General features: G+C 72.7%; 17 protein-coding genes and 2 tRNA genes. 7 read left to right on the plus strand and 12 right to left on the minus strand.

The genetic code is table 11. The features are described 5' to 3' along the window. Positions 1-115: 115 nt before the first annotated feature. Positions 116-382: a 30S ribosomal protein S20 gene (rpsT, locus tag ACZ7LT_RS03810; RefSeq protein WP_188270270.1), complete on the plus strand. Its 267-nt coding sequence runs from the start codon at positions 116-118 to the stop codon at positions 380-382. Between the two features lie 326 nt (positions 383-708). Here the strand turns inward: rpsT and holA are convergent, their stop codons facing one another. Further along, entirely contained in the window at positions 709-1,704 is a 996-nt protein-coding gene (holA, locus tag ACZ7LT_RS03815) for a DNA polymerase III subunit delta (RefSeq protein WP_471233755.1), read from the minus strand. A 57-nt stretch (positions 1,705-1,761) separates the two neighbouring features. Between holA and ACZ7LT_RS03820 the strand changes: the two genes are divergently transcribed. Together ACZ7LT_RS03820 and ACZ7LT_RS03825 are read left to right on the plus strand one after the other, a co-directional pair. After that, positions 1,762-2,004 carry a hypothetical protein gene (locus ACZ7LT_RS03820; protein WP_471233759.1) on the plus strand — a complete coding sequence of 81 codons (243 nt, stop codon included), beginning with the start codon at positions 1,762-1,764 and terminating at the stop codon, positions 2,002-2,004. Positions 2,005-2,106: 102 nt separating this feature from the next. After that, positions 2,107-2,580: a pyridoxamine 5'-phosphate oxidase family protein gene (locus tag ACZ7LT_RS03825; protein WP_471233761.1), complete on the plus strand. Its 474-nt coding sequence runs from the start codon at positions 2,107-2,109 to the stop codon at positions 2,578-2,580. An 8-nt stretch (positions 2,581-2,588) separates the two neighbouring features. Here the strand turns inward: ACZ7LT_RS03825 and ACZ7LT_RS03830 are convergent, their stop codons facing one another. The 5 genes from ACZ7LT_RS03830 to leuS form a co-directional block, all read right to left on the minus strand. After that, positions 2,589-5,279, minus strand: coding sequence for a ComEC/Rec2 family competence protein (locus ACZ7LT_RS03830; RefSeq protein ID WP_471233763.1), 2,691 nt, complete (start codon positions 5,277-5,279; stop codon positions 2,589-2,591). After that, positions 5,276-6,010: a ComEA family DNA-binding protein gene (locus tag ACZ7LT_RS03835; protein WP_471233766.1), complete on the minus strand. Its 735-nt coding sequence runs from the start codon at positions 6,008-6,010 to the stop codon at positions 5,276-5,278. The genes ACZ7LT_RS03830 and ACZ7LT_RS03835 overlap by 4 nt, the downstream gene beginning before the upstream one ends. Before the next feature lie 442 nt (positions 6,011-6,452). Further along, positions 6,453-7,298 carry a DegV family protein gene (locus ACZ7LT_RS03840; RefSeq protein WP_471233770.1) on the minus strand — a complete coding sequence of 282 codons (846 nt, stop codon included), beginning with the start codon at positions 7,296-7,298 and terminating at the stop codon, positions 6,453-6,455. Positions 7,299-7,400: 102 nt separating this feature from the next. Then, the gene (locus tag ACZ7LT_RS03845) at positions 7,401-8,165 is read right to left on the minus strand and encodes a hypothetical protein (RefSeq protein WP_471233774.1); all 765 of its coding nucleotides are present in this window, start codon (positions 8,163-8,165) and stop codon (positions 7,401-7,403) included. 115 nt (positions 8,166-8,280) lie between these two features. After that, positions 8,281-11,145, minus strand: a complete 2,865-nt coding sequence (gene leuS / locus ACZ7LT_RS03850; RefSeq protein WP_471233775.1) for a leucine--tRNA ligase — start codon at positions 11,143-11,145, stop codon at positions 8,281-8,283. A gap of 431 nt (positions 11,146-11,576) precedes the next feature. On the opposite strand from leuS, the gene ACZ7LT_RS03855 reads away from it, so the two are divergent. Further along, complete coding sequence (locus ACZ7LT_RS03855; RefSeq protein ID WP_471233779.1) at positions 11,577-12,884, plus strand: hypothetical protein; 1,308 nt, start codon at positions 11,577-11,579, stop codon at positions 12,882-12,884. Further along, positions 12,881-14,455, plus strand: coding sequence for an NADH-ubiquinone oxidoreductase-F iron-sulfur binding region domain-containing protein (locus ACZ7LT_RS03860; RefSeq protein ID WP_471233781.1), 1,575 nt, complete (start codon positions 12,881-12,883; stop codon positions 14,453-14,455). Before ACZ7LT_RS03855 ends, ACZ7LT_RS03860 begins: the two co-directional genes overlap by 4 nt. 53 nt (positions 14,456-14,508) lie before the next feature. Here the strand turns inward: ACZ7LT_RS03860 and ACZ7LT_RS03865 are convergent. Then, positions 14,509-14,581 (minus strand) — tRNA-Ala (locus ACZ7LT_RS03865). 136 nt (positions 14,582-14,717) lie between these two features. On the opposite strand from ACZ7LT_RS03865, the gene ACZ7LT_RS03870 reads away from it, so the two are divergent. Then, a complete protein-coding gene (locus ACZ7LT_RS03870) occupies positions 14,718-15,992 on the plus strand; it encodes a glycosyltransferase 87 family protein (protein ID WP_471233782.1) in 1,275 nt (424 codons plus the stop codon). On the opposite strand, the gene ACZ7LT_RS03875 is transcribed toward ACZ7LT_RS03870, so the two are convergent. Continuing rightward, positions 15,971-16,204 (minus strand): hypothetical protein, encoded by a 234-nt coding sequence (locus ACZ7LT_RS03875; RefSeq protein ID WP_028797521.1) that lies wholly within the window; start codon positions 16,202-16,204, stop codon positions 15,971-15,973. The two genes, ACZ7LT_RS03870 and ACZ7LT_RS03875, sit on opposite strands and share 22 nt — an antisense overlap. A 239-nt stretch (positions 16,205-16,443) precedes the next feature. After that, positions 16,444-17,877 (minus strand): MFS transporter, encoded by a 1,434-nt coding sequence (locus ACZ7LT_RS03880; protein WP_471233788.1) that lies wholly within the window; start codon positions 17,875-17,877, stop codon positions 16,444-16,446. A gap of 111 nt (positions 17,878-17,988) precedes the next feature. On the opposite strand from ACZ7LT_RS03880, the gene ACZ7LT_RS03885 reads away from it, so the two are divergent. Beyond that, positions 17,989-18,870: a helix-turn-helix transcriptional regulator gene (locus tag ACZ7LT_RS03885; protein ID WP_471233792.1), complete on the plus strand. Its 882-nt coding sequence runs from the start codon at positions 17,989-17,991 to the stop codon at positions 18,868-18,870. A 20-nt stretch (positions 18,871-18,890) separates the two neighbouring features. Here the strand turns inward: ACZ7LT_RS03885 and ACZ7LT_RS03890 are convergent. From ACZ7LT_RS03890 to rsfS, 3 genes are all read right to left on the minus strand, one after another. Beyond that, positions 18,891-18,963: transfer RNA gene (locus ACZ7LT_RS03890), tRNA-Ala, on the minus strand. A gap of 84 nt (positions 18,964-19,047) precedes the next feature. After that, the gene (locus ACZ7LT_RS03895) at positions 19,048-19,701 is read right to left on the minus strand and encodes a histidine phosphatase family protein (protein WP_471234781.1); all 654 of its coding nucleotides are present in this window, start codon (positions 19,699-19,701) and stop codon (positions 19,048-19,050) included. Continuing rightward, the gene (rsfS, locus tag ACZ7LT_RS03900; RefSeq protein WP_471234782.1) at positions 19,698-20,129 is read right to left on the minus strand and encodes a ribosome silencing factor; all 432 of its coding nucleotides are present in this window, start codon (positions 20,127-20,129) and stop codon (positions 19,698-19,700) included. Before rsfS ends, ACZ7LT_RS03895 begins: the two co-directional genes overlap by 4 nt. Positions 20,130-20,153: the final 24 nt, after the last annotated feature.

Raw genomic sequence — 20,153 nt, forward strand, 5'->3', positions numbered from 1 at the left:
GCCCGGTTTGGGCGGCCCGTACGGGGGCTGGTAACGTGGGCAGCTGTGTCTCGTGCCCTCTCAGTGCGGGACGCACTTCAAGATCAAAGATCATCGAACCTGCAAAGGCTCTTTCGTGGCGAACATCAAGTCCCAGATCAAGCGGAACAAGACCAACGAGAAGGCGCGCCTGCGTAACAAGGCCGTCAAGTCGTCGCTCAAGACCGCGATCCGCAAGGCCCGTGAGGCTGTCGCCGCCGGCGACCTCGAGAAGGCCACTGTGGCCACTCGCGCCGCCTCTCGTCAGCTCGACAAGGCTGTCTCGAAGGGTGTCATCCACAAGAACGCCGCCGCCAACAAGAAGTCGGCGCTGGCGACGAAGGTTGCCTCCCTCCAGGGCTGAGCACTTTCAGCCGTACTCCGGTCGGCCGCGTGAGTGGCTGACGACCGGATGACTTGATCGCCGGCAGGGACCCAGCGGGCCCTCTCTTCCGCTCCCGTCCGGCACCCCGGACCGCACACGATCTGCGTTCGCCACGCGGGTGCGGCCCACCAGCTTCGCGCAGGCCCCGGTTCCTTGTCCTTCCCCAGGACGAGGGCCGGGGCTTTCGCGTGCGTGGGGGTGGGGTGCCCTGCCGTACGCGTACGGGGGCGGGGTCCGTGATCGGGGGCGGGGGTACGGGCCGGGTCTTCGGCCCGTAGCTGTCCCCCCTTACCGCGGGGCGGACCTCAGCGGCGGAGGCGCGCCGCGCGGGCGACCGTCACGACCGCGCGCTCCAGGGCGTACTCGGGGTCGTCGCCGCCGCCCTTCACCCCCGCGTCCGCCTCCGCGATCGCGCGGAGCGCCATGGCGACCCCGTCCGGGGTCCAGCCCCGCATCTGCTGGCGTACGCGGTCGATCTTCCAGGGCGGCATCCCCAGCTCACGCGCGAGATCCGCCGGACGGCCCCCGCGCGCGGAGGACAGCTTGCCGATCGCGCGGACGCCCTGGGCCAGGGCGCTGGTGATCAGGACGGGGGCGACGCCCGTGGAGAGGGACCAGCGCAGGGCCTCCAGGGCCTCCGCGGCCCGGCCCTCCACGGCGCGGTCGGCGACGTTGAAGCTGGAGGCCTCCGCCCGGCCCGTGTAGTACCGGCCCACGACGGCCTCGTCGATCGTGCCCTCGACATCCGCGGTCAGCTGGGACACCGCGCTCGCCAGCTCCCGCAGATCGCTGCCGATCGCGTCCACGAGCGCCTGGCATGCCTCGGGCGTCGCCGACCTGCCCAGGGCCCGGAACTCGCCCCGGACGAACGTCAGCCGCTCCGCCGGCTTCGTCGTCTTCGGGCAGGCCACCTCCCGCGCGCCCGCCTTGCGGGCCGCGTCGAGGAGCCCCTTGCCCTTCGCGCCGCCCGCGTGCAGCAGGACGAGCGAGATCTCCTCGACCGGCGCGTCGAAGTACGCCTTGACGTCCTTGATCGTGTCGGCGGAGAGGTCCTGCGCGTTCCGCACGACCAGCACCTTCCGCTCGGCGAAGAGCGAGGGGCTGGTCAGCTCCGCGAGGGTCCCCGGCTGGAGCTGCTCGGAGCTGAGGTCGCGGACGTCCGTGTCGGCGTCGGCGGCCCGGGCGGCCGCCACCACCTGCTGGACGGCACGGTCGAGGAGCAGGTCCTCCTGGCCCACGGCGAGCGTGACGGGGGCGAGAAGATCGTCGGTCGAATTCTGCTTGCTTTGTCTGCGGATCATCGCGTTCCAGCATCCCACGGGCCACTGACACTCCCGCCCGTGCCCGACAATGAACGGGTGAGCGAACGACACGTACTGGTACTGCCCGACCGTGATTCCGCCGAGGAGGTCGCCGAAGAGCTCGGCGAGCGGTTCGGGACCGGCGAGACGCCCCAGCTCGTACGGGACGCCCTGGCCGGCGAGGACGACGCCGAGGACGCCCAGTGGCTCGTGGTCCTGGAGGACCCGGAGGCCCGGCTGGACCCGGCGGCGCTGGACGCGTTCGCCGCGGAGTACGAGGGCTGGCTGGAGGCCCCGTGACGGGAGCCCCTCCTAGGCCCTCGGTCCCGGTCCCGCCCGGTCCTCGGTCCTAGGTCGGCCGCCCGACGACACCGCCGGGTCCGCCCGGCTAGCGTGCCGCCCATGACGATGTACGCACCCGCACGCAGCCGGGAACAGCGCATCCAGGACGTACTGGCCCGGCTGGAGAAGGACGAGGACGTGTGGGTCGCCACCGCCTCGGCGGACGGCGAGCCGTATCTGACGCCTCTCTCGTTCGTCTGGGACCGGGGCACTCTGCTCATGGCCACCAAGCGGGTGAACGCCACCGTCCAGAACGTCGCCGCCTCGGGCGAGATCCGGCTCAGCCTCGGCCACACCCGTGACGTCGTCCTCATCGAGGCAACGGCCCGCCTGGAGGAGGGCGCCGAGCTGGCGCCCTCCTCGGCCGACGCGTTCGCCGCGAAGCTCGACTGGGACCCGCGTGACCGGGAGCCCTGGGTGTACGTCCGGGCCACGCCGCGCACGGTACGGGCCTGGCGCGAGGAGAACGAACTGGCCGGCCGGCTGCTGATGCGCGACGGCCAGTGGCTGCCGGTCTCTCAGCCGGCGCTCTGAGCCGCCTTCTAAGGCGGCTTGTTCAGGGACACCCCGGCCGGTACGGCTCTGAGCCGCGCCCCGGGGCCGGTCACCGCCACCGCCCCGTCCCGGTCCGTACGGAGCACCACCGCTCCCCCGTCCCGTAGCGCGGCGAGCGTCCGGGGCGAGGGGTGCCCGTACGGGTTGTCGGAGCCCGCCGACACCAGCGCAAGCCGTGGTCCGGCCCGGCGCAGCAGCTCCGGGTCCTGGTGGGCGGAGCCATGATGGGCGACCTTGAGGACGTCCACCTCGGGGAGCCATGGATGGGCGCGCAACAGCCCTTGCTGGGCGGGCGGTTCGAGGTCCCCGAGCAGCAGCAGGACGAGGCCTCCGGCGGTGCGGACGAGCAGGGTGACGCTGGCGTCGTTGGGTCCGGCCGGGACGCCGGCCGGCGGCGCCCGCTCCGTCGGTGCGGACGGCCACAGCACCTGCCAGTCCAACGGCCCGATACGCCGCCGCTCCCCCGCCCGCGCCCTGACGACCGGCACGCCCGCCTCGGCGGCGATGCGGTGGACGAACGCCGCCTGCTCCGGCGGCTCCTGAAGCCCCGTCGTCTGGATCGCCCCCACCCTCCGGCCGCGCAGCACACCCGGCAGACCGGCGACATGGTCCGCGTGGAAATGGGTGAGGAGCAGCAGCGCTACGCGGCGGACGCCCAGGTCGCGCAGGCAGTCGTCGACGAGCCCCGGATCGGGCCCGGTATCGATCACGACGGCGGTGTCGCCGCCCGCCGCGAGGACGGTCGCGTCGCCCTGGCCGACCTCGCACATCGTCAGCACCCAGCCGGGCGGCGGCCAGCCGGTGACGATCCGGGTGAGGGGCGCGGGCCGCGCGATCGCCAGCAGCAGGACCACGGCGCATCCGGCCGCCACCCAGGGGCGGTGGGGAACTGTCCGGGCCGCGAGGAGCACCAGCGCCGTGGCGGCGGCCAGCAGCAGCCCGCCGCTCCAGCCGCCCGGCCAGTCCGCCTTCGCCCCGGGCAGGGCGGCCCCGGCCCTGGCCACCGCCGCGATCCATCCGGCCGGCCATCCCGCGAGCGTGGCGAGGAGTTGGGCCACCGGCATGGCCAGAGGGGCCGCGGCCAGGGCGGCGAAACCGAGGACGGTGGCCGGGGCGACGGCCAGTTCGGCGAGCAGATTGCACGGGACCGCGACGAGGCTGACCCGGGCCGCGAACATCACGACCACGGGCGCGCAGACGGCCTGCGCGGCGGCGGACGCCGCCAGCACCTCCGCGACGCGGGGTGGCACGCGTCGGCGCTGAAGCGCGGCGCTCCACTGGGGCGCGATGGTGAGCAGGGCGCCCGTGGCCAGGACGGAGAGCAGGAAGCCGTAGCTCCGGGTCAGCCAGGGATCGAGGAGTACGAGCAGCAGGACGGCGGCGGCCAGCGCCGGGATCAGCGATCTGCGGCGGCCGGTGCCGATGGCGAGCAGCGTGATCAGTCCGCAAGCCGCCGCCCGCAGCACGCTCGGGTCCGGGCGGCAGACGATCACGAAGGCGAGCGTGAGGCCGCCGCCGAGGAGGGCCGTCGTGCGCAGCGAGATGCCGAGGAGAGGCGCGAGGCCGCCACGTTCGGCGCGCTGGGCCGTGCCCGTCGGACCGATCAGCAGGAGGAGGACGATGGTGAGGTTGCTGCCAGACACGGCGAGAAGGTGGGAGAGGTCGGTCGCCTCGAAGGCGTCCCGCAGGTCGGGCGGGATCCGGGAGGTGTCCCCGACGACCAGGCCGGGCAGCAGGGCGCGGGCGTCCGGCGGGAGCCCGTCGGTGGCGCGGTGCAGTCCGGCGCGGAGCTCACCGGCCGTCCGCTGCAGGGCGTTCGGCCGGCCGACGATCGTCGGCTCCTCCGTTGTGTGGACCCGCAGCACCGCCGCGTAAGGGTCGCCCTCACGCTGTGGAGGCGCCAGGCGGGCGGCGAGCCGCAGCCGCGTCGAGGGCAGCAGCGCCAGCCACTCCTTCCCGGCTCCGGGTGGTGCGAACACCAGGACCGGCGTACGGGTCCGGGTGACGGCCCCGTCGGGTGCCGTGACCCGGGTCGCCTCCGCGTCCAGGACGACCGAGCCCGCGGTCGTACGGACCCCGTGGACGCGGGGCCGGGTGCGGCGCGGGTCGGAGGTGACGGTCACCTCGGCGGTGACGTGCGCGTACTCCCGCGCGAGTCCGGGCAGCGGCCCCCGTCGCAGATCGGCCGCGTGCAGCCCGGCCGCCGCCGCCCCGGCCGCCGCGCACAACAGCACGGCCGCGCAGGCGCCCACCCGAAGCCCTCGCCTCGGGCGCCGACCGGGCCCGCGCCCCTCCCCGGCCGGTGCCCCGGGACGCGCCCGCCTTCCGCCCCGGCTCCGGGACCGCGCCGCGTCGGCCGCTCGTACGAGCCGAGCCGCTCTGGCGGCCTGTACCGCCGTCGGACCGAGCAGTGCCAGTCCGGCCGCCGCACAGATCAGGACCGCTGTCAGCGTCGCCCAGCCCGACGCGCCCAGCGCGAGCGCGCCCGCTCCCCAGGCCGCCAGGGCGGGCGGTACCAGGCGCAGGTCCGCCGGGGCTTCATGGGGAAGGCCCTCGTGCGCATGGCCATCGCGCGGAAGGCCCGCGTGTCGAGAGTCGTCCCGCCTGGGGTCGTCATAGCGATGGCGCGCCCCCGGCGTCCGCCCACGCGAGGAGGAACCCCCGGCCCCGGTCGTCATGGCCGCACCAAGGGCTTGAGGTCGGCGAAGCGCCGGTCGCCGATTCCCGTGACCTCACGGAGCTGGTCCACGGACCGGAAGCCTCCGCGCTCGGCCCTGAAGTCCACGATGTGCTGGGCGAGGACAGGCCCGACCCCGGGCAGGGTGTCCAGCTGCTCGACCGTCGCCGTGTTGAGGCTCAACGGCCCGGCCGACGGCCCCGGCCCGGTGGTGCCGGGTAACCCCGGCCCGCCCGCGGCCGCGGGCACTCCCACGACGACCTGCTCGCCGTCCATGAGCACCCGGGCCCGGTTGAGGCCGGTGAGATCCGTCCCCGGCCGCACACCGCCCGCGGCGCGCAGGGCGTCGGCGACCCGGGAGCCCGCCGGCAGCGTGAGCACACCCGGCCGCCGTACCTTTCCGCTCACGTCGACCACGAGAGGCGAGGGCGACGGGCCGGGCGCGTGGTCCGGCCCTGTCGACGGTGTCGGCCCGTCGGGCGGTGGCTCGACCCGGACCACGGCGGGCGGGCTGACGGATTCGGGGCGGCCGGTCCAGAAGTGACGGGCGGCCAGCCCGGCGGCGACCACGAGGACGACCGCCAGCGCGCCCAGGGACTTGGGTTCGAGCCCGCATCGGAGCCTGATCCACAGCGGCAGCCGCTCCCGCAGCGCCAGCCGTACCCGCTCCCGGCGCTGTGCTCCCGCCTGCTCGCCCGGCGCACCGACCGGAGCTTCGGGCCCGCCGGACACCACCGGGACCGCAGGAACGGCAGGGGCGGCAGGGGCGGCGGGCACAGCAGGTGCGGCAGGTACGGCAGGCGCACGGACCTGGCTCGCGAACAACGCCTCCGCCCGCCTGCGCGACACCTCCGCGGCGCCCCCGGACCGGCGGCCGGGGGCGCGACGGGGCCCACGGCCGATACCACGGGCGGGACCGCGCCCACGGTCGCGTGCGGCACCTCGGCCGGGTCCGGGGCCTCTGCCCGGGCCGTGCGCGCCGGTGCGCCTACGGGTGTCGGAGCCCGGTGCGCGACCGGGGCCACTGGTTGCGGAAGGTGTGCGAAGCGCCATGCCTCAGCACGGTAGGCACATCCGCCCGAACTCGCCGAGCCGCCTCAATTTCCGTGGATAACCGGCCGGTTGTGGATAACTCCACCACCCGTACGAGTGAGTGAGGGGGCTGCCCGACTCGCTAGCGCGGCGAGACGACGACGGCCAGCAGACCCGGTCCGGTGTGCGCACCGATCACTGCACCCACCTCGCTGACGTGCAGTTCCTCGATCCCCGGCACCTGCGCGCGGAGCCGCTCGGCCAGCGCGGCGGCCTTCTCCGGCGCGGCGAGATGGTGCACGGCGATGTCGACGCGGCTCGCACCGGCGCACTCGGCCGCGAGCTCCTCCAGGCGGGCGATCGCCTTCGAGGCCGTGCGCACCTTCTCCCGCAACTCGATCCGGCCGCCGTCGAGTTCCAGCAGCGGCTTCACGGCGAGCGCGGACCCGAGCAGGGCCTGGGCGGCGCCGATGCGTCCGCCCCGGCGGAGGTAGTCGAGCGTGTCGACGTAGAAGTACGCGGACGTCCCCGCGGCCTTTTTCTCGGCGGCCGCGACCGCCTCGTCGAGGGTGCCGCCGGCGTCGACGGCCTCGGCCGCCGCGAGCGCGCAGAAGCCGAGCGCCATCGCGACCATGCCGGTGTCCACGACCCGTACGGGCACGGGGGCGTCCTTGGCCGCGAGCACCGCCGCGTCGTAGGTCCCGGAGAATTCGGCGGAGAGATGGAGGGAGACGATCCCGGTGGCCCCGGCCTCGGCCGCCGCCCGGTAGGTCTCGGCGAAGACCTCGGGGCCCGGTCGTGAGGTGGTCACCGACCGGCGCTTCTGCAGCGCCTGCGCCAGTGAGCGGGCCGAGATCTCGGTGCCTTCCTCCAGCGCCTGGTCGCCGATGACGACGGTCAGCGGCACCGCGGTGATGCCGTGCCTTGTCATCGTCTGCGGCGGCAGGTAGGCCGTGGAATCGGTGACGATCGCGACATGGCGGGACATGAGCGGGAGGTTACCCGTCATGGCGGCACTACGGCAGCCCGGCCCCACCGCGAGCCCACCCGCAGGTCAGTTCGCGCCCCCACGTCGGCCTCACCCCCGGCGTCAGTTCGTCGTCTCCGGACGGGCCGACTTCTGCCAGGGATACGCCGTCTGGTGTCGGGGGTCGCGCGCCGTGATCGCCTGGGGCTGGGCCTCCCCGGGGTGCGTCCCCGCGCCCGGCGCGCGCTCCGGCTCCTCGGGCCACACCTGGCCCTGGCCGACGCCCGGTGTCGCACCGGCCTGCGGCCACGACGGGCTCGCGGCACCCGGCTCCTCACGCCCGTCCCCGTCCCAGTGACGCAGCGCGCCCGCCTCCAGGTCGATCTGCGCGCTCAGCGAGGCGAGATCGTCCTCGGCGAACTTCCGCGCCCGGTCCCTGGCGGCCCACCGCAGCGAGTCGGCCGAGTGCGTGATCCGTTCCGTGCGCTCGCGCAGGTCGGGAAGGTGGGCGGCCACCCTCGACCGGTCCGGCTCCCGCTCCAGGCGCTTGAGCTCCTCGTCCAGTTCGAGACCGTGCGCGCTCAGCCTCTGGAAGAGACCGAGGGTCTCCTTCAGGGATGCGTCCTCCGCCGCGCCGGCGTGCAGCGCGTCCTGGGTCGCCCGCATCGACGTGCGCAGCGAGAGCCTCAGCTGCGCCAGCTCGCCCGCGACACCGGTCTGTCCGAAGCTCTTCGCCCGCAGGGTGGTGTCCTCGACCGTGCGGCGGGCCTGGGTGATCGTCCGGTCGACGCCGCGCTTGGTGGCCTGGACGGCCTTGACCGTCGCGTACACCCCCAGCGCCACCAAGGCGACGAAGAGCAACGCCATGATCGTGATCGCGGCAGTCATGTACGCCCCTCCAGCGGTGTGTGTTCCTCCACCGTAAACGGAACGGGCAGGCCGTGGGTTCCATCGGAACCCCCAACCTGCCCGTAGGGGAAACCCCTGGTGAGCCGTGGGACCGTCAGCCGGCGACGATGTTGACCAGCTTCGGGGCGCGGACGATCACCTTGCGGATCGGTGCTCCGCCCAGCGCCGCCACGACGGCCGCGTCGGCCAGGGCCAGCGCCTCCAGCTCCTCGTCGGTGATCGACGGGGAGACCTCCAGGCGGGCCTTGACCTTGCCCTTGATCTGCACGACGCAGGTCACGGTCTCGTCGACGACGTACGCCGGGTCGGCGACCGGGAAGTCCTGGTGGACGACCGAGTCGGTGTGGCCCAGCTTGCGCCACAGCTCCTCGGCGATGTGCGGGGCCAGCGGAGCGACCAGCAGCACCAGACGCTCGGCGACGGACCGGGAGACCGGGCCGCCCGCCTTGGTCAGGTGGTTGTTCAGCTCGGTGATCTTGGCGATGGCGGTGTTGAAGCGCATGGCCGCCATGTCCTGGGAGACCCCGTCGACGGCCTTGTGCAGGGCACGCAGGGTGTCCTCGTCCGGCTCGGCGTCGGTGACCGTGACCTCACCGGTCGACTCGTCGACGATGTTGCGCCACAGGCGCTGCAGCAGGCGGTACTGCCCGACCACCGCGCGCGTGTCCCAGGGCCGCGAGACGTCCAGGGGGCCCATCGCCATCTCGTACAGGCGCAGAGTGTCGGCGCCGTACTCGGCGCAGATCTCGTCCGGAGTCACCGCGTTCTTCAGGGACTTGCCCATCTTGCCCAGGACGCGGCTGACCTTCTCGCCCTGGTAGTAGAAGGCGCCGTCCCGCTCCTCGACCTCGGCGGCCGGCACGGCGATACCGCGCGCGTCCCGGTAGACGTAGGCCTGGATCATGCCCTGGTTGAACAGCTTGTGGAACGGCTCGGCCGAGGAGACGTGGCCCAGGTCGAACAGCACCTTCGACCAGAAGCGCGCGTACAGCAGGTGCAGTACGGCGTGCTCGGCGCCGCCCACGTACAGGTCGACACCGCCGTGCGGCTGCCCCTCGCGCGGGCCCATCCAGTACTGCTCGATGGCGGGGTCGACCAGCCTGTCGGAGTTGTGCGGGTCCAGGTAGCGCAGCTCGTACCAGCAGGAACCGGCCCAGTTGGGCATGGTGTTGGTCTCGCGCCGGTACTGCTTGGGGCCGTCTCCCAGGTCCAGGGTGACGTTGACCCACTCCTCGTTCCGGGACAGCGGCGTCTCGGGCTGGGTGTCGGCGTCGTCCGGGTCGAAGGTGCGCGGCGAGTAGTCCTCGACCTCCGGCAGCTCCAGGGGCAGCATCGACTCGGGCAGCGGGTGCGCGACGCCGTCCTCGTCGTAGACGATCGGGAAGGGCTCGCCCCAGTACCGCTGGCGGCTGAACAGCCAGTCCCGCAGCCGGAAGTTGACCGTGCCCTCGCCGATGCCACGGGCCGCCAGCCACTCGGTGATCTTCGCCTTGGCCTCGGCGACGCCCAGGCCGTCCAGCGAGATCTCCTCGCTCGCGGAGTTGACCAGCTTGGCGTCGTACGAGGCGAAGGCGTCGTCCCAGGTGGAGGGGTCGGTGCCGCGGCCGTCCGAGGGCTCGACGACACAGCGCATCGGCAGCTCGAAGGCGCGTGCGAAGGCGAAGTCGCGGCTGTCGTGCGCCGGGACAGCCATGATCGCGCCGGTGCCGTAGCCCATCAGGACGTAGTCCGCGATGAAGACGGGGACCTTCTCGCCGCTGACGGGGTTGACGGCGTACTCGCCGGTGAAGACACCGGTCTTGTCCTTGGCCTCGGCCTGGCGCTCGACGTCGGACTTGGAGGCGGCCTGCTTCCGGTAGGCGGCGACGGCCTCGGCCGGGGTCGCGTAGCCCCCGGTCCACACGTTGTGGGTGCCCTCGGGCCAGGCCTCCGGGATGAACTTCTCGACCAGGGGGTGCTCGGGCGCCAGCACCATGTAGGTGGCGCCGAACAGGGTGTCCTGGCGGGTGGTGAAGACGGTGATCGCCTCGTCGCCCAGCGGGAAGTCGACGCGGGCGCCCTCGGAGCGGCCGATCCAGTTGCGCTGCTGCAGCTTGATGGCGTCCGGCCAGTCCAGCGCATCCAGGTCGTTCAGCAGGCGGTCCGCGTAGGCGGTGATGCGCATGTTCCACTGGCGCAGCTTCGCCTTGAAGACAGGGAAGTTGCCGCGCTCGGAGCGTCCGTCGGCGGTGACCTCCTCGTTGGCCAGCACGGTGCCCAGCCCGGGGCACCAGTTGACCGGGGCGTCGGAGGCGTACGCCAGGCGGTACTCGCCCAGGACGTCGGCGCGGTCGGCGGCGCTCAGCGCGGCCCAGTCACGGCCTCCGGGCACCTCGCGCGCGCCGCTCTCGAACTGCGCGACCAGCTCGTCGATCGGGCGGGCCTTGCCGGCCTCGTCGTCGTACCAGGAGTTGAAGATCTGCAGGAAGATCCATTGGGTCCACTTGTAGTACTCCGGGTCGATCGTGGCGAACGACCGGCGCTTGTCGTGGCCCAGGCCCAGCCGGCGCAGCTGGACCTTCATGTTGTCCATGTTGGCCTCGGTGGACACGCGCGGGTGCGTGCCCGTCTGCACGGCGTACTGCTCGGCCGGCAGGCCGAAGGCGTCGAAGCCCAGGGTGTGCAGCACGTTGTGGCCGGTCATGCGCTGGTGGCGGGCGAAGACGTCGGTGGCGATGTAGCCGAGTGGGTGGCCGACGTGCAGGCCCGCACCCGAGGGGTACGGGAACATGTCCATGATGAACTTCTTGGGCCGCGCGACCACGGCCGGGTCACCGGCCAGATCGCCGGCCGGGTTCGGCGCCTCGTACGTACCCTCGGCGTCCCAGAAGTCCTGCCAGCGTGCCTCGATGTCGGCGGCCATGGTCGCCGTGTAACGATGCGGGGCTGCTGCCTCAGCAGCCGAATTCATCTCGCTCATGATCCTTAAAGCTCCATCGATCGTCTCTGCCAGCGGCCCGCTGATTCACGTGATTCACGAAATGAAAAATCCCCTCGCACAGGAGGGGACGCCGCGCCGATTCCGACCGGAATCTTTCATCCGCCGGGACTGATCAGCGCGGCTCGCTAAGCAGAAGGCGTACGGCACGCATGGCGTCAGGGTACCGCAGGCCCCGTACAGCCCGCATCGACCATCCACAGAGCGGGCGCACGCGCGCGTTGACCCCCCGTACTCACCCGGTGACTACTGGATGGGGCGGGGTTACCCCGCGTACCGACCCTATCCGGGGCAACCCCAGAGTCAGTTGGCAGTCGTCACGTCCTTAAACGAGCAAACCCCGTACCAGCCGGTATGGAGCGACTTAGCATGCGGCAACGGGACCGCTTATCCGCACATTCGGAGTCGCCCCCATGAACCCTCGTCGCAAGAACCGTTCCGCCCCCGCTCTGGACACCGGCTTGAGCAAGCCGGTCAGGGCCGGGCTTTCCGCGGCAGTACTGATCCTCATTCCGCTGCTCGCCGTCGTCGGAAGCGACAGCTTCCGCGCCGCGCTCGACTTCACCACCGGCGTCCTGTCGCTGGTGTCGCTGACGGCGTCGGTCGCCTGGGGGCTCATAGCCACCGACCGGCTGCTGCTGTCTCCCCGCCACCGGCTGCTCGCGCAGGGCATCCACCGGGCCACCGCCGTCGCCGCACTGGGCTTCCTGCTGCTGCACGGCACCGTGAAGGTCTCCCTGGGGCATGTGGCGCTGCTGGGCGCCCTGATCCCCTTCGGGCTCGGCGTCACCGGCACCTCCGGGCTGATCGGCTTCGGATCGCTCGCCGGACTCCTCATGGTGGTCGCCGCCTCGACCGGGGCGCTGCGCTCCACCCTGGCCGGCCGCGGCAGCATCGCGGGCCGCTGGCGGACGCTGCACATGCTGGCCTATCCGGCCTGGTGCGCGGCGCTCGTACACGGCCTGTACGCGGGCCGGCCGGCGGCCACCTGGGTCGTGGTCATGTACTCCCTGGCCCTCACCGGCGTGGCCGGCGCAGTCTCCCTCAGGCTGCTGCCGGGGCCCGTACGGAACCGGCTCGCCGCCCGGCTGGTGCTCCTGATCGGCCCCGGCGCGGCCCCCCGCCCCGCCGGCGTCGAAACGGACCGGCGCGACGCGTCGACGACGCCCCTGCCCGGAGCCGGCATCCCGCCGCGCCCCCGGTACGAGCCGTCCTCCCGGCCGTCCGCACCGGCCGAGCCCCTGGAGCGCCCGCGCGCCGAACCCCGGCCGCTCACCCCGCCGTCCCAGCAGCTGTACGAGGCCCCGAGCGCCGGGATCTCCGCCGGGTACCGCACGGTCTCGTCGCTGGGCACCATCGGCGGCAACCCCACGATCCGGATCTCCCGGGCGGACCAGGCGGACACCGCCGCCGAGACCGGCGAGATCCCGCTCGCCGAACGGGTCCCGATGACCGAGGAGCTGCCCGTCGTCCCCGACCCGGCGCCCCGCCCGGGCTACTGGCCCGCCCCGTCCCCGCCGACGCCCACCCCGTCGTACGGCCCCTCCCCGTCCTACGACCCCTCGGCGTCGTACGGCTCCTCCCCCGCGTACGAGAGGGCGTCCTCCTCGTACGTGTACGACCCGGCCCCGGCCGGGGCCACCACCGATCCCGCTCCCGGCCTGCTCAGCAGTCCCCCGGCCGGAGAACCATGGTCCGCACCCGCAGGAGACCGCTCTTGAACGCCCCGCTCCCCGATGTCCCCGAAGTCCGCGTCGTCGGCCTCCCCCAGCTCACCCAGGGCTTCGACCTGGTCGAGCGGCTGGATCTCGCCATGCACCTCAAGGTGCACGGCCCGCTGGAGCCGGTGGGCGGCGAGCAGCTCGCCCAGCTGGCCGACGACATATCCCTGCGGGGCCGCGGCGGCGCCGGCTTCCCCTTCGGCCGTAAGCTCCGGGCGGTCGCGCAGGGCGCGATCCGGCGCGGGATACGGCCGGTGGTGGTGATCAACGGCAGCGAGGGGGAGCCCGCCTGCCGCAAGGACACCGTGCTGCTCGCCCGTGCCCCGCATCTCATACTGGACGGCGCTCTGCTGGCCGCCGAGGCCCTGGGTGCGCGCACGCTGATCGTGGCGGTGACCCGCAACTCCACGGAGGTCTCGATCCGGGCGGCGCTCGCCGAGCGGGGCCTGAGCGACCGGCGCGGACAGCAGCTCCGCGCGCGCGTGATCCGTACGCCCGAGCGCATGGTCTCCGGGGAGGCCTCGTCGGTGATCCGCGCGGCGGGCGGCGGTCCCGCCCTGCCCGCCGGCCGGCGCGAGCGCGCCTCGGACTCCGGCGTGGGCGGCGCTCCGACGCTGCTGTCCAACGCCGAGACCTTCGCCCAGCTCGCCGTGGCGGCCCGGATCGGGCCCCGCCGCTACGCCAACACCGGACTGGACACCGAGCCGGGCACGGTCATGCTGACCCTCTCCGGGGCCGTGGCGCGCCCGATGGTCCTGGAGGTGCCCACAGGGGTGCCGCTGCGGTACGTGCTCCAGCTGGCCGGCGCCCCGCCGCTCCCCCAGGGGGTGCTGACGGGCGGCTACCACGGCAACTGGATCGACGCGACGGCCGTGCACAACGCCGTCGTCTCGCGCGAGTCGCTGGCCGCCGTCGGCGGGTCCCTGGGCGCCGGCGCGATCCTGCCCATCGGCCCCGAGACCTGCCCGCTCGGTGAGGCCCTGCGGGTCGCGAACTGGCTGGCGGCCGAGACGGCCGGCCAGTGCGGGCCCTGTCGGCTCGGTCTGCCCGCGGCGGCCGGTGGCCTGTCCGACGTGCTGAACGGCGGCGGGCCGGCCGCCCTGGAGGCGCTGAGAGCGGTCACGCAGGCCGTGAAGGGCCGGGGTGCCTGCAAGCACCCGGACGGTTCGGCCCGGTTCTTCGCGTCGACGCTGTCCGCGTTCACCGACGATCTCGCCGCCCACGTCCTGGACGGCGGCTGCGGCCGGGAGACTACCGGTGTGCTCCCGCTGCCCGCGCCCGGCTACCAGGACGCGGAGGAGTCGATTCCGAGCGGCGAGAAGCTGGCGGTCGACTGGACCCTGTGCCAGGGGCACGGTCTGTGCGCGGACATCGTGCCGGAGCTGATCCGTCTGGGCCCCGACGGCTACCCGGCGCTCGCCGACGCCTCCGTCCCCGTGCATCTGCGGGGCCGGGCCCAGCGGGCCGTGCGCCGCTGCCCGGCGCTGGCACTGCGTATCGAGCAGGCGCCGCAGGAGCGCCCCGCGCTGCCCGCCCCGTCCCGTAAGGCGCTCGGCAGCGGCCGGAGTTGAGAAAGCCGAGAGGGCGGGTCATCCGATCCGGATGACCCGCCCTCTTCGATCTGTGGAGCTAAGGAGAATTGAACTCCTGACCTCCTGCATGCCATGCAGGCGCTCTACCAACTGAGCTATAGCCCCTTGCGTTCCGCCGCCCCGTTTCGGGTTTCCCCCGCGGCGACAGAAAGAACATTACACGGTCACCCCCGTGCATCACCAAATCGGTTCTCGTCGGCCCCCGGGGCACTGTCGGAGCGGGCCGGTAGGGTCCGTCAGCGTGACCGTGTCCGTGATCGCCAAGTTCCGTGTCCGCCGGTGGCCCCTCGCCGCCGCGGCGGCCGCCTGTCTGCTGTCGTTCGCCGGGTTCTGGCTGGCGCAGCGCGCGGCTCATGTCTCGATGCTCGACCTGATGGTCTACCGCGCCGAGGGCGAGACCGTGCGGGCCGGCGGCGACCTCTATGCGATGCGCGCCACATCGGCGAACCTCGCGATGACCTACCCGCCCTTCGCCGGGCTGCTGTTCACCCCGCTCACCCTGCTCGGCGTGCCGGAGATGCGGACGCTGGCCACGGCGGGGAACCTGCTGCTGGTGGTGGCACTGGTCCATCTCTCGCTGCGGCTGGTGGGCCGGGACCGGCTCGAGACGACGCTCTGGGCGGCCGCGGTACTGGTCTGGTGCGAGCCGGTGTGGACGACGCTGCGGTACGGCCAGATCAATCTGCTGATCGCCGTCGCCGTGCTGTGGGACCTGACCCGCCGTGACACGAACCGGTGGGCGGGCGTCGGCATCGGGCTCGCCACCGCGGTGAAACTCACACCGGGACTGTTCGCGTTCTACCTGCTCGTCGTGGGCCTGATCCGGCTGCGCCGGGGAGAGGGCTGGAACAGCCGGCTGCGGCAGTTCGCCGTGGCTTCGGCGACCTTCCTCGGGGCGACGGCGGCGAGCGCGCTGATCCTGCCGTACGACTCCCGCCGCTTCTGGACCGAGACGCTCTTCGAGACCGGCCGGGTCGGCTTCGCCGAGGAGACCGCGAACCAGTCGCTGCGCGGGGTGCTGGCCCGGCTGATGCACACGGACGATCCGGGCATGTGGTGGGCGGTGGCCGCGGCGCTGTTCGCGGTCGCCGGGCTGGTGCTGGCGGTACGGGCGGCGCTGCGCGGCGACCGGGCGGTGTCCGTGGTCGCGGTCGCCGTGACAGCGGTGATGATCAGCCCGATCTCCTGGTCGCACCACTGGGTGTGGTGTGTGCCGGTCCTGGTGCTGCTCGTGGACCGCGGCGCCGGGTGGGCGTGGACGGCGCCCGTGGCGTTCGCGTTCTACTCGTTCGCGCTGTGGTGGGTGCCGCACGACCCGGGCCGTCCCGAACTGGACCAGAACGCCGGGCAGATGGTGTTGTCGGCGGTTTATCCGCTGGCGGCGGGGGCCGTGATGTGGCTGCTCGCGTTCCGGCTGCCGCGCCCCACCGGCCCCGGGACCGGGGCCAGGACAGAGGAGAGGGCCGGGACGGAGGAGAAGGCCAGGGCCGGGGCTCAGGCGGTCGCGAAGGAGTAGAAGCGTTTGAGGGTGCAGTGCTCGTCGAGGAGCCGTCCATAGATCGGCTCGCCCTCCAGCTCCCGGTAGGTCTCGATGGGGTCGCCCTTTATGATCAGCGCCCGGGCGCACTCCTCGCACCAGTACTGGAACTCGGGGTTGATCGGGTCCATGTCGCGAACGATCGGCGTACCGCTGCCGCACCAGTCGCATTTCCGCCTGTGTGCACCCATCACTCAGCTCCAGCTGTGGCCGCAGGCCGTGCACACATAGGACACTCCCCCGTTGTCGCCGAGCACTTGGGCGACATGGGTGGAACCGCACGTGGGGCAGGCGAGGCGGGCAAGGACCTCCGCCCCGGCAGGGTGAGCACCGGCCCCCTCGAAACTGCCAGCGGCCATCGCACATTCCCTCCCGTCCGGACCGTCGTCCCCCTCCGGCGGTCCGATTCTGCCATGGCCTCGCAAGGGGGTCAGCGGGATCGGCGCACCATACCGGCCACCGCGCCCAAGATCGACGCCGCGGACAGTGCCCCTGCACATACCCACCACGCCTCCGCTGAAGCATGTGCCACGGGCGAGGTCAGCCGGCTGAGGAAGAGTGTGCCGAATGTCGCGACTCCGATGAGCTGTCCGAGCTGGGTCACGGTCGCAAGGAGGCCGCTGGCGTCTGCCGCGTCCTCCTGTCGTACGGAGGCCAGGGCGCCGGTCAGGACGGGGCTGAAGCCGAGCGCCAGGCCGCATCCGACGCCCGCGAAGGCGACGTAGATCCCCGGGCCGCCCCACGTGCCGTCCCGCAGGAGAGCGCCGACCGCGAGCGTGGACACGGCGGCGAGGGCCAGGCCGCCGGGGACCAGTGCGGGCTGCAGCCGGGCGGGCCAGCGCCGCCAGGTAAGCCCGACGATCCCGAAGACGACGGCGGTCGGCGCGAAGGTGAGCCCGGCACGCAGGGCGCTGAAGCCCAGTCCGCCCTGGATGTGCAGGGTCAGGGTGAAGAGGAACCCGGCGTTGACGGCCATGACGACGGCGATCCGCAGGACGGCCAGGCCCATGCCCGGCAGGCGCAGCACGCGTGGGGCGATCAGCGGTGCGCCACCGCGCGCGGCGAGCCGTGCCTCGTAGCGGCGGAACATCGCGAAGAACACCAGGGAGGCGGCGAGCGACAACCAGGCCCACACCGGCCAGCCCTGTTCCTGTCCGAGCACCAGTGGCACGGTCAGGAGCGACACGGCGGCGGCGAGCAGGACGAGGCCGGGCAGGTCGAGGGAGCGCGCCTGGCCGGTGCCGTCGCGGCGGTCGCGGGGCAGCACGCGCGCGCCGAGGGCCAGAAGGGCCAGCCCGATGGGCACGTTGACCAGGAAGACCGGACGCCAGCCGGTGCCGAAGAGGTCGGCGCTGACCAGGACGCCGCCCGCGACCTGTCCGGCGGCGGCGCCCGTGGCGAGGACGGCGGAGTACGCGCCGAGCGCCCGGACCCGGCCCTCGCCGGTGAAGGTGCGCTGGATGAGGCTGAGGACCTGCGGGATCATGAGGGCAGCACCGGCCCCCTGGACGAGCCGGAAGGCGATCAACTGGCCGGTGTCCGCCGCCAGTCCGCAGGCGAGCGAGGCGGCGGTGAAGACGGCGAGCCCACCCAGGTACATCCGGCGGTGTCCGATCAGGTCCCCGAGCCGGGCGCCGGTGATCAGGAGGACGGCGTACGCGACGGTGTAGCCGGCGATGACCAACTGGAGCCCCGCGCCGGAGGCGTTGAGGTCGGTACGGATCGTGGGGGCGGCGACGTTGACGATGAAGACGTCGAGCAGGGCCATGAACTGGGCGGCGAGGACGGTCGCGAGGAGCAGCCGCGGCCGGTTGTCAGTGCCCTCGTCTTTACTGAGTACGGGACGTGTGGTGGTCGTCGTCATGGCAGTGAGCCTGACGGCGGCCGGATACGGGTAACGAGAGCCCGCTGATGCTGGTACTGGCAGCACCTGGCAACGGCGGGACGGGGCCACGACCATGGGGGTGTGACGACCATGACAGCACCGACACAGCCGCGACGGCGGCCGGAACTGGCCGCCTTTCTGCGCAACCGCCGGGCGCGGGTGACGCCCGCCGACGTCGGCATGCCACCGGGGCTGCGGCGGCGGACCCCGGGGCTGCGCCGTGAGGAGGTCGCCCAGCTCTCCGGTGTCGGCGTCACCTGGTACACCTGGCTGGAGCAGGGCCGCCCGATCAACGCCTCGGCGCAGGTGCTGGACGCGGTGGCGCGCACCCTGCGGCTCGACCGGCCGGAGCGGGAGCATCTCTACCACCTGGCGGAGGTCCCGTACGCCCCGGACCGCGCGGACGACGTGGCGGAGATAAGTCCCGAGATCCAGGGGATCCTCGACGCCATGGACCCGCTGCCGGCGGTGGTCTACAACGCGCGCTACGACATCCTGGCGACCAATCTGCCCTATCGCATCCTCTTCGACTACGACGGCTTCACGCGCTCGGGGGTGCGCAATGTGCTGTGGACGCTGTTCATGCTGCCCGATCCGCAGTGCCCGGTGGTGCACAAGGAGCTCGAACTGCCGCTTATGGTCGCGCAGCTGCGCGGGGCGTACGGGCGGCATGTGGGCGAGCCCGCCTGGGAGTCGTTCGTCCGGCGTCTGTCCGAGGCCAGTGCGCTGTTCGCGCGTCTGTGGCAGAGCGGGGACGTCGCGCCGCCCGGGGCGCGGGTGAAGACGTTCCGGCATCGGGCGGTGGGCGAGGTGCGGATGACGTCCGTGTCGCTGTCGATCAACGGGATGCCGGAGTGCCGGCTCGTGGCGTACACCCCGAACGACGAGGAGAGCCGGGAGGCGATCGAGATCCTGCGGCAGCTTCCGCGCGACGGGCAGCCGTCCGGGAAAAGCACGAATCCCGCCCCCTGATGGGGACGGGATCCGGATTGTGGAGCTAAGGAGAATTGAACTCCTGACCTCCTGCATGCCATGCAGGCGCTCTACCAACTGAGCTATAGCCCCTCGTGTTCTTCGCGCTCCGCGCTGCGAACAAGAAGAACTTTAGCCTGTGACCTGCCAGAAAGTGAAATCCGGGTCGGCGGGGTCTCAGTCGTCGTCGCCGAGCACCGGCTCGGGCAGCGTCCCGGCGTTGTGCTCCAGGAGCCGCCAGCCGCGGGCGCCCTCGCCGAGGACCGACCAGCAGCAGTTGGAGAGGCCGCCCAGGCTCTCCCAGTTGTGCGCCTCCAGGCCGAGCAGACGGCCGATGGTGGTGCGGATCGTGCCGCCGTGGCTGACGACGACGAGGGTGCCGTCCTCGGGGAGTTTGTCGACATGCCGCAGCACGAAGGGGGCCGCCCGGTCGGCGACCTCGGTCTCCAGCTCGCCGCCCCCGCGGCGCACGGGCTCCCCGCGCTTCCAGGCGGCGTACTGCTCGCCGTGGCGCTCGACGATCTCCTGGTGGGTCAGGCCCTGCCACGCGCCGGCGTAGGTCTCCCGCAGGGCGGGGTCGTGCGTGACCTGATGGCCGGTGATCGCCGCCAGCTCCTTGGCGGTGGCCGCCGCCCGCTTCAGGTCGGAGGCGACGATCGCGTCCGGCTTCAGCGAGGCGAGCAGCCGGGCGGACCGGCGCGCCTGGGCGACACCGGTGTCGGTGAGCTCGATGTCCGTGGAGCCCTGGAAACGGCGCTCCAGGTTCCACGAGGTCTGGCCGTGCCGCCACAGGACGATCCGGCGGCCGCTGCCGCCCTTGGTGCCGTTCAGCTCAGATCACCGTCCGCGGCGCCCGTCAGCCGGGCGTGCTCCTCGGCCTTGCCCCGGGTCTTCTTGGCGTCCTCGGGCAGGGGCAGCTCGGGGCAGTCCTTCCACAGCCGCTCCAGGGCGTAGAAGACCCGCTCTTCGCTGTGCTGGACGTGGACGACGATGTCGACGTAGTCCAGCAGGATCCAGCGGGCGTCGCGGTCGCCCTCACGGCGGACCGGCTTGGCGCCGAGGTCCTTGTTGAGCCGCTCCTCGATCTCGTCGACGATCGACTTGACCTGGCGGTCGTTGGGGGCGGAGGCGAGCAGGAAGGCATCGGTGATCGACAGTACGTCGCTGACGTCGTACGCGATGATGTCGTGCGCGAGCCGGTCGGCGGCCGCCTGAGCGGCGGCGTTGACGAGCTCGATGGAGCGATCCGTGGCGGTCACAAGCAGGCTTTCGTCGGCGGTCAG

It is taken from the genome of Streptomyces sp. NPDC039465, from assembly GCF_055639315.1.

Coding starts and splice junctions, on each gene's coding strand:
- holA (WP_471233755.1), bottom strand. CDS start 1,704: ATGATCCGCAGACAAAGCAAGCAGAATTCGACCGACGATCTTCTCGCC.
- ACZ7LT_RS03825 (WP_471233761.1), top strand. CDS start 2,107: ATGACGATGTACGCACCCGCACGCAGCCGGGAACAGCGCATCCAGGAC.
- ACZ7LT_RS03830 (WP_471233763.1), bottom strand. CDS start 5,279: ATGACGACCGGGGCCGGGGGTTCCTCCTCGCGTGGGCGGACGCCGGGG.
- ACZ7LT_RS03840 (WP_471233770.1), bottom strand. CDS start 7,298: ATGTCCCGCCATGTCGCGATCGTCACCGATTCCACGGCCTACCTGCCG.
- ACZ7LT_RS03845 (WP_471233774.1), bottom strand. CDS start 8,165: ATGACTGCCGCGATCACGATCATGGCGTTGCTCTTCGTCGCCTTGGTG.
- leuS (WP_471233775.1), bottom strand. CDS start 11,145: ATGAGCGAGATGAATTCGGCTGCTGAGGCAGCAGCCCCGCATCGTTAC.
- ACZ7LT_RS03855 (WP_471233779.1), top strand. CDS start 11,577: ATGAACCCTCGTCGCAAGAACCGTTCCGCCCCCGCTCTGGACACCGGC.
- ACZ7LT_RS03875 (WP_028797521.1), bottom strand. CDS start 16,204: ATGGGTGCACACAGGCGGAAATGCGACTGGTGCGGCAGCGGTACGCCG.
- ACZ7LT_RS03880 (WP_471233788.1), bottom strand. CDS start 17,877: ATGACGACGACCACCACACGTCCCGTACTCAGTAAAGACGAGGGCACT.
- ACZ7LT_RS03885 (WP_471233792.1), top strand. CDS start 17,989: ATGACAGCACCGACACAGCCGCGACGGCGGCCGGAACTGGCCGCCTTT.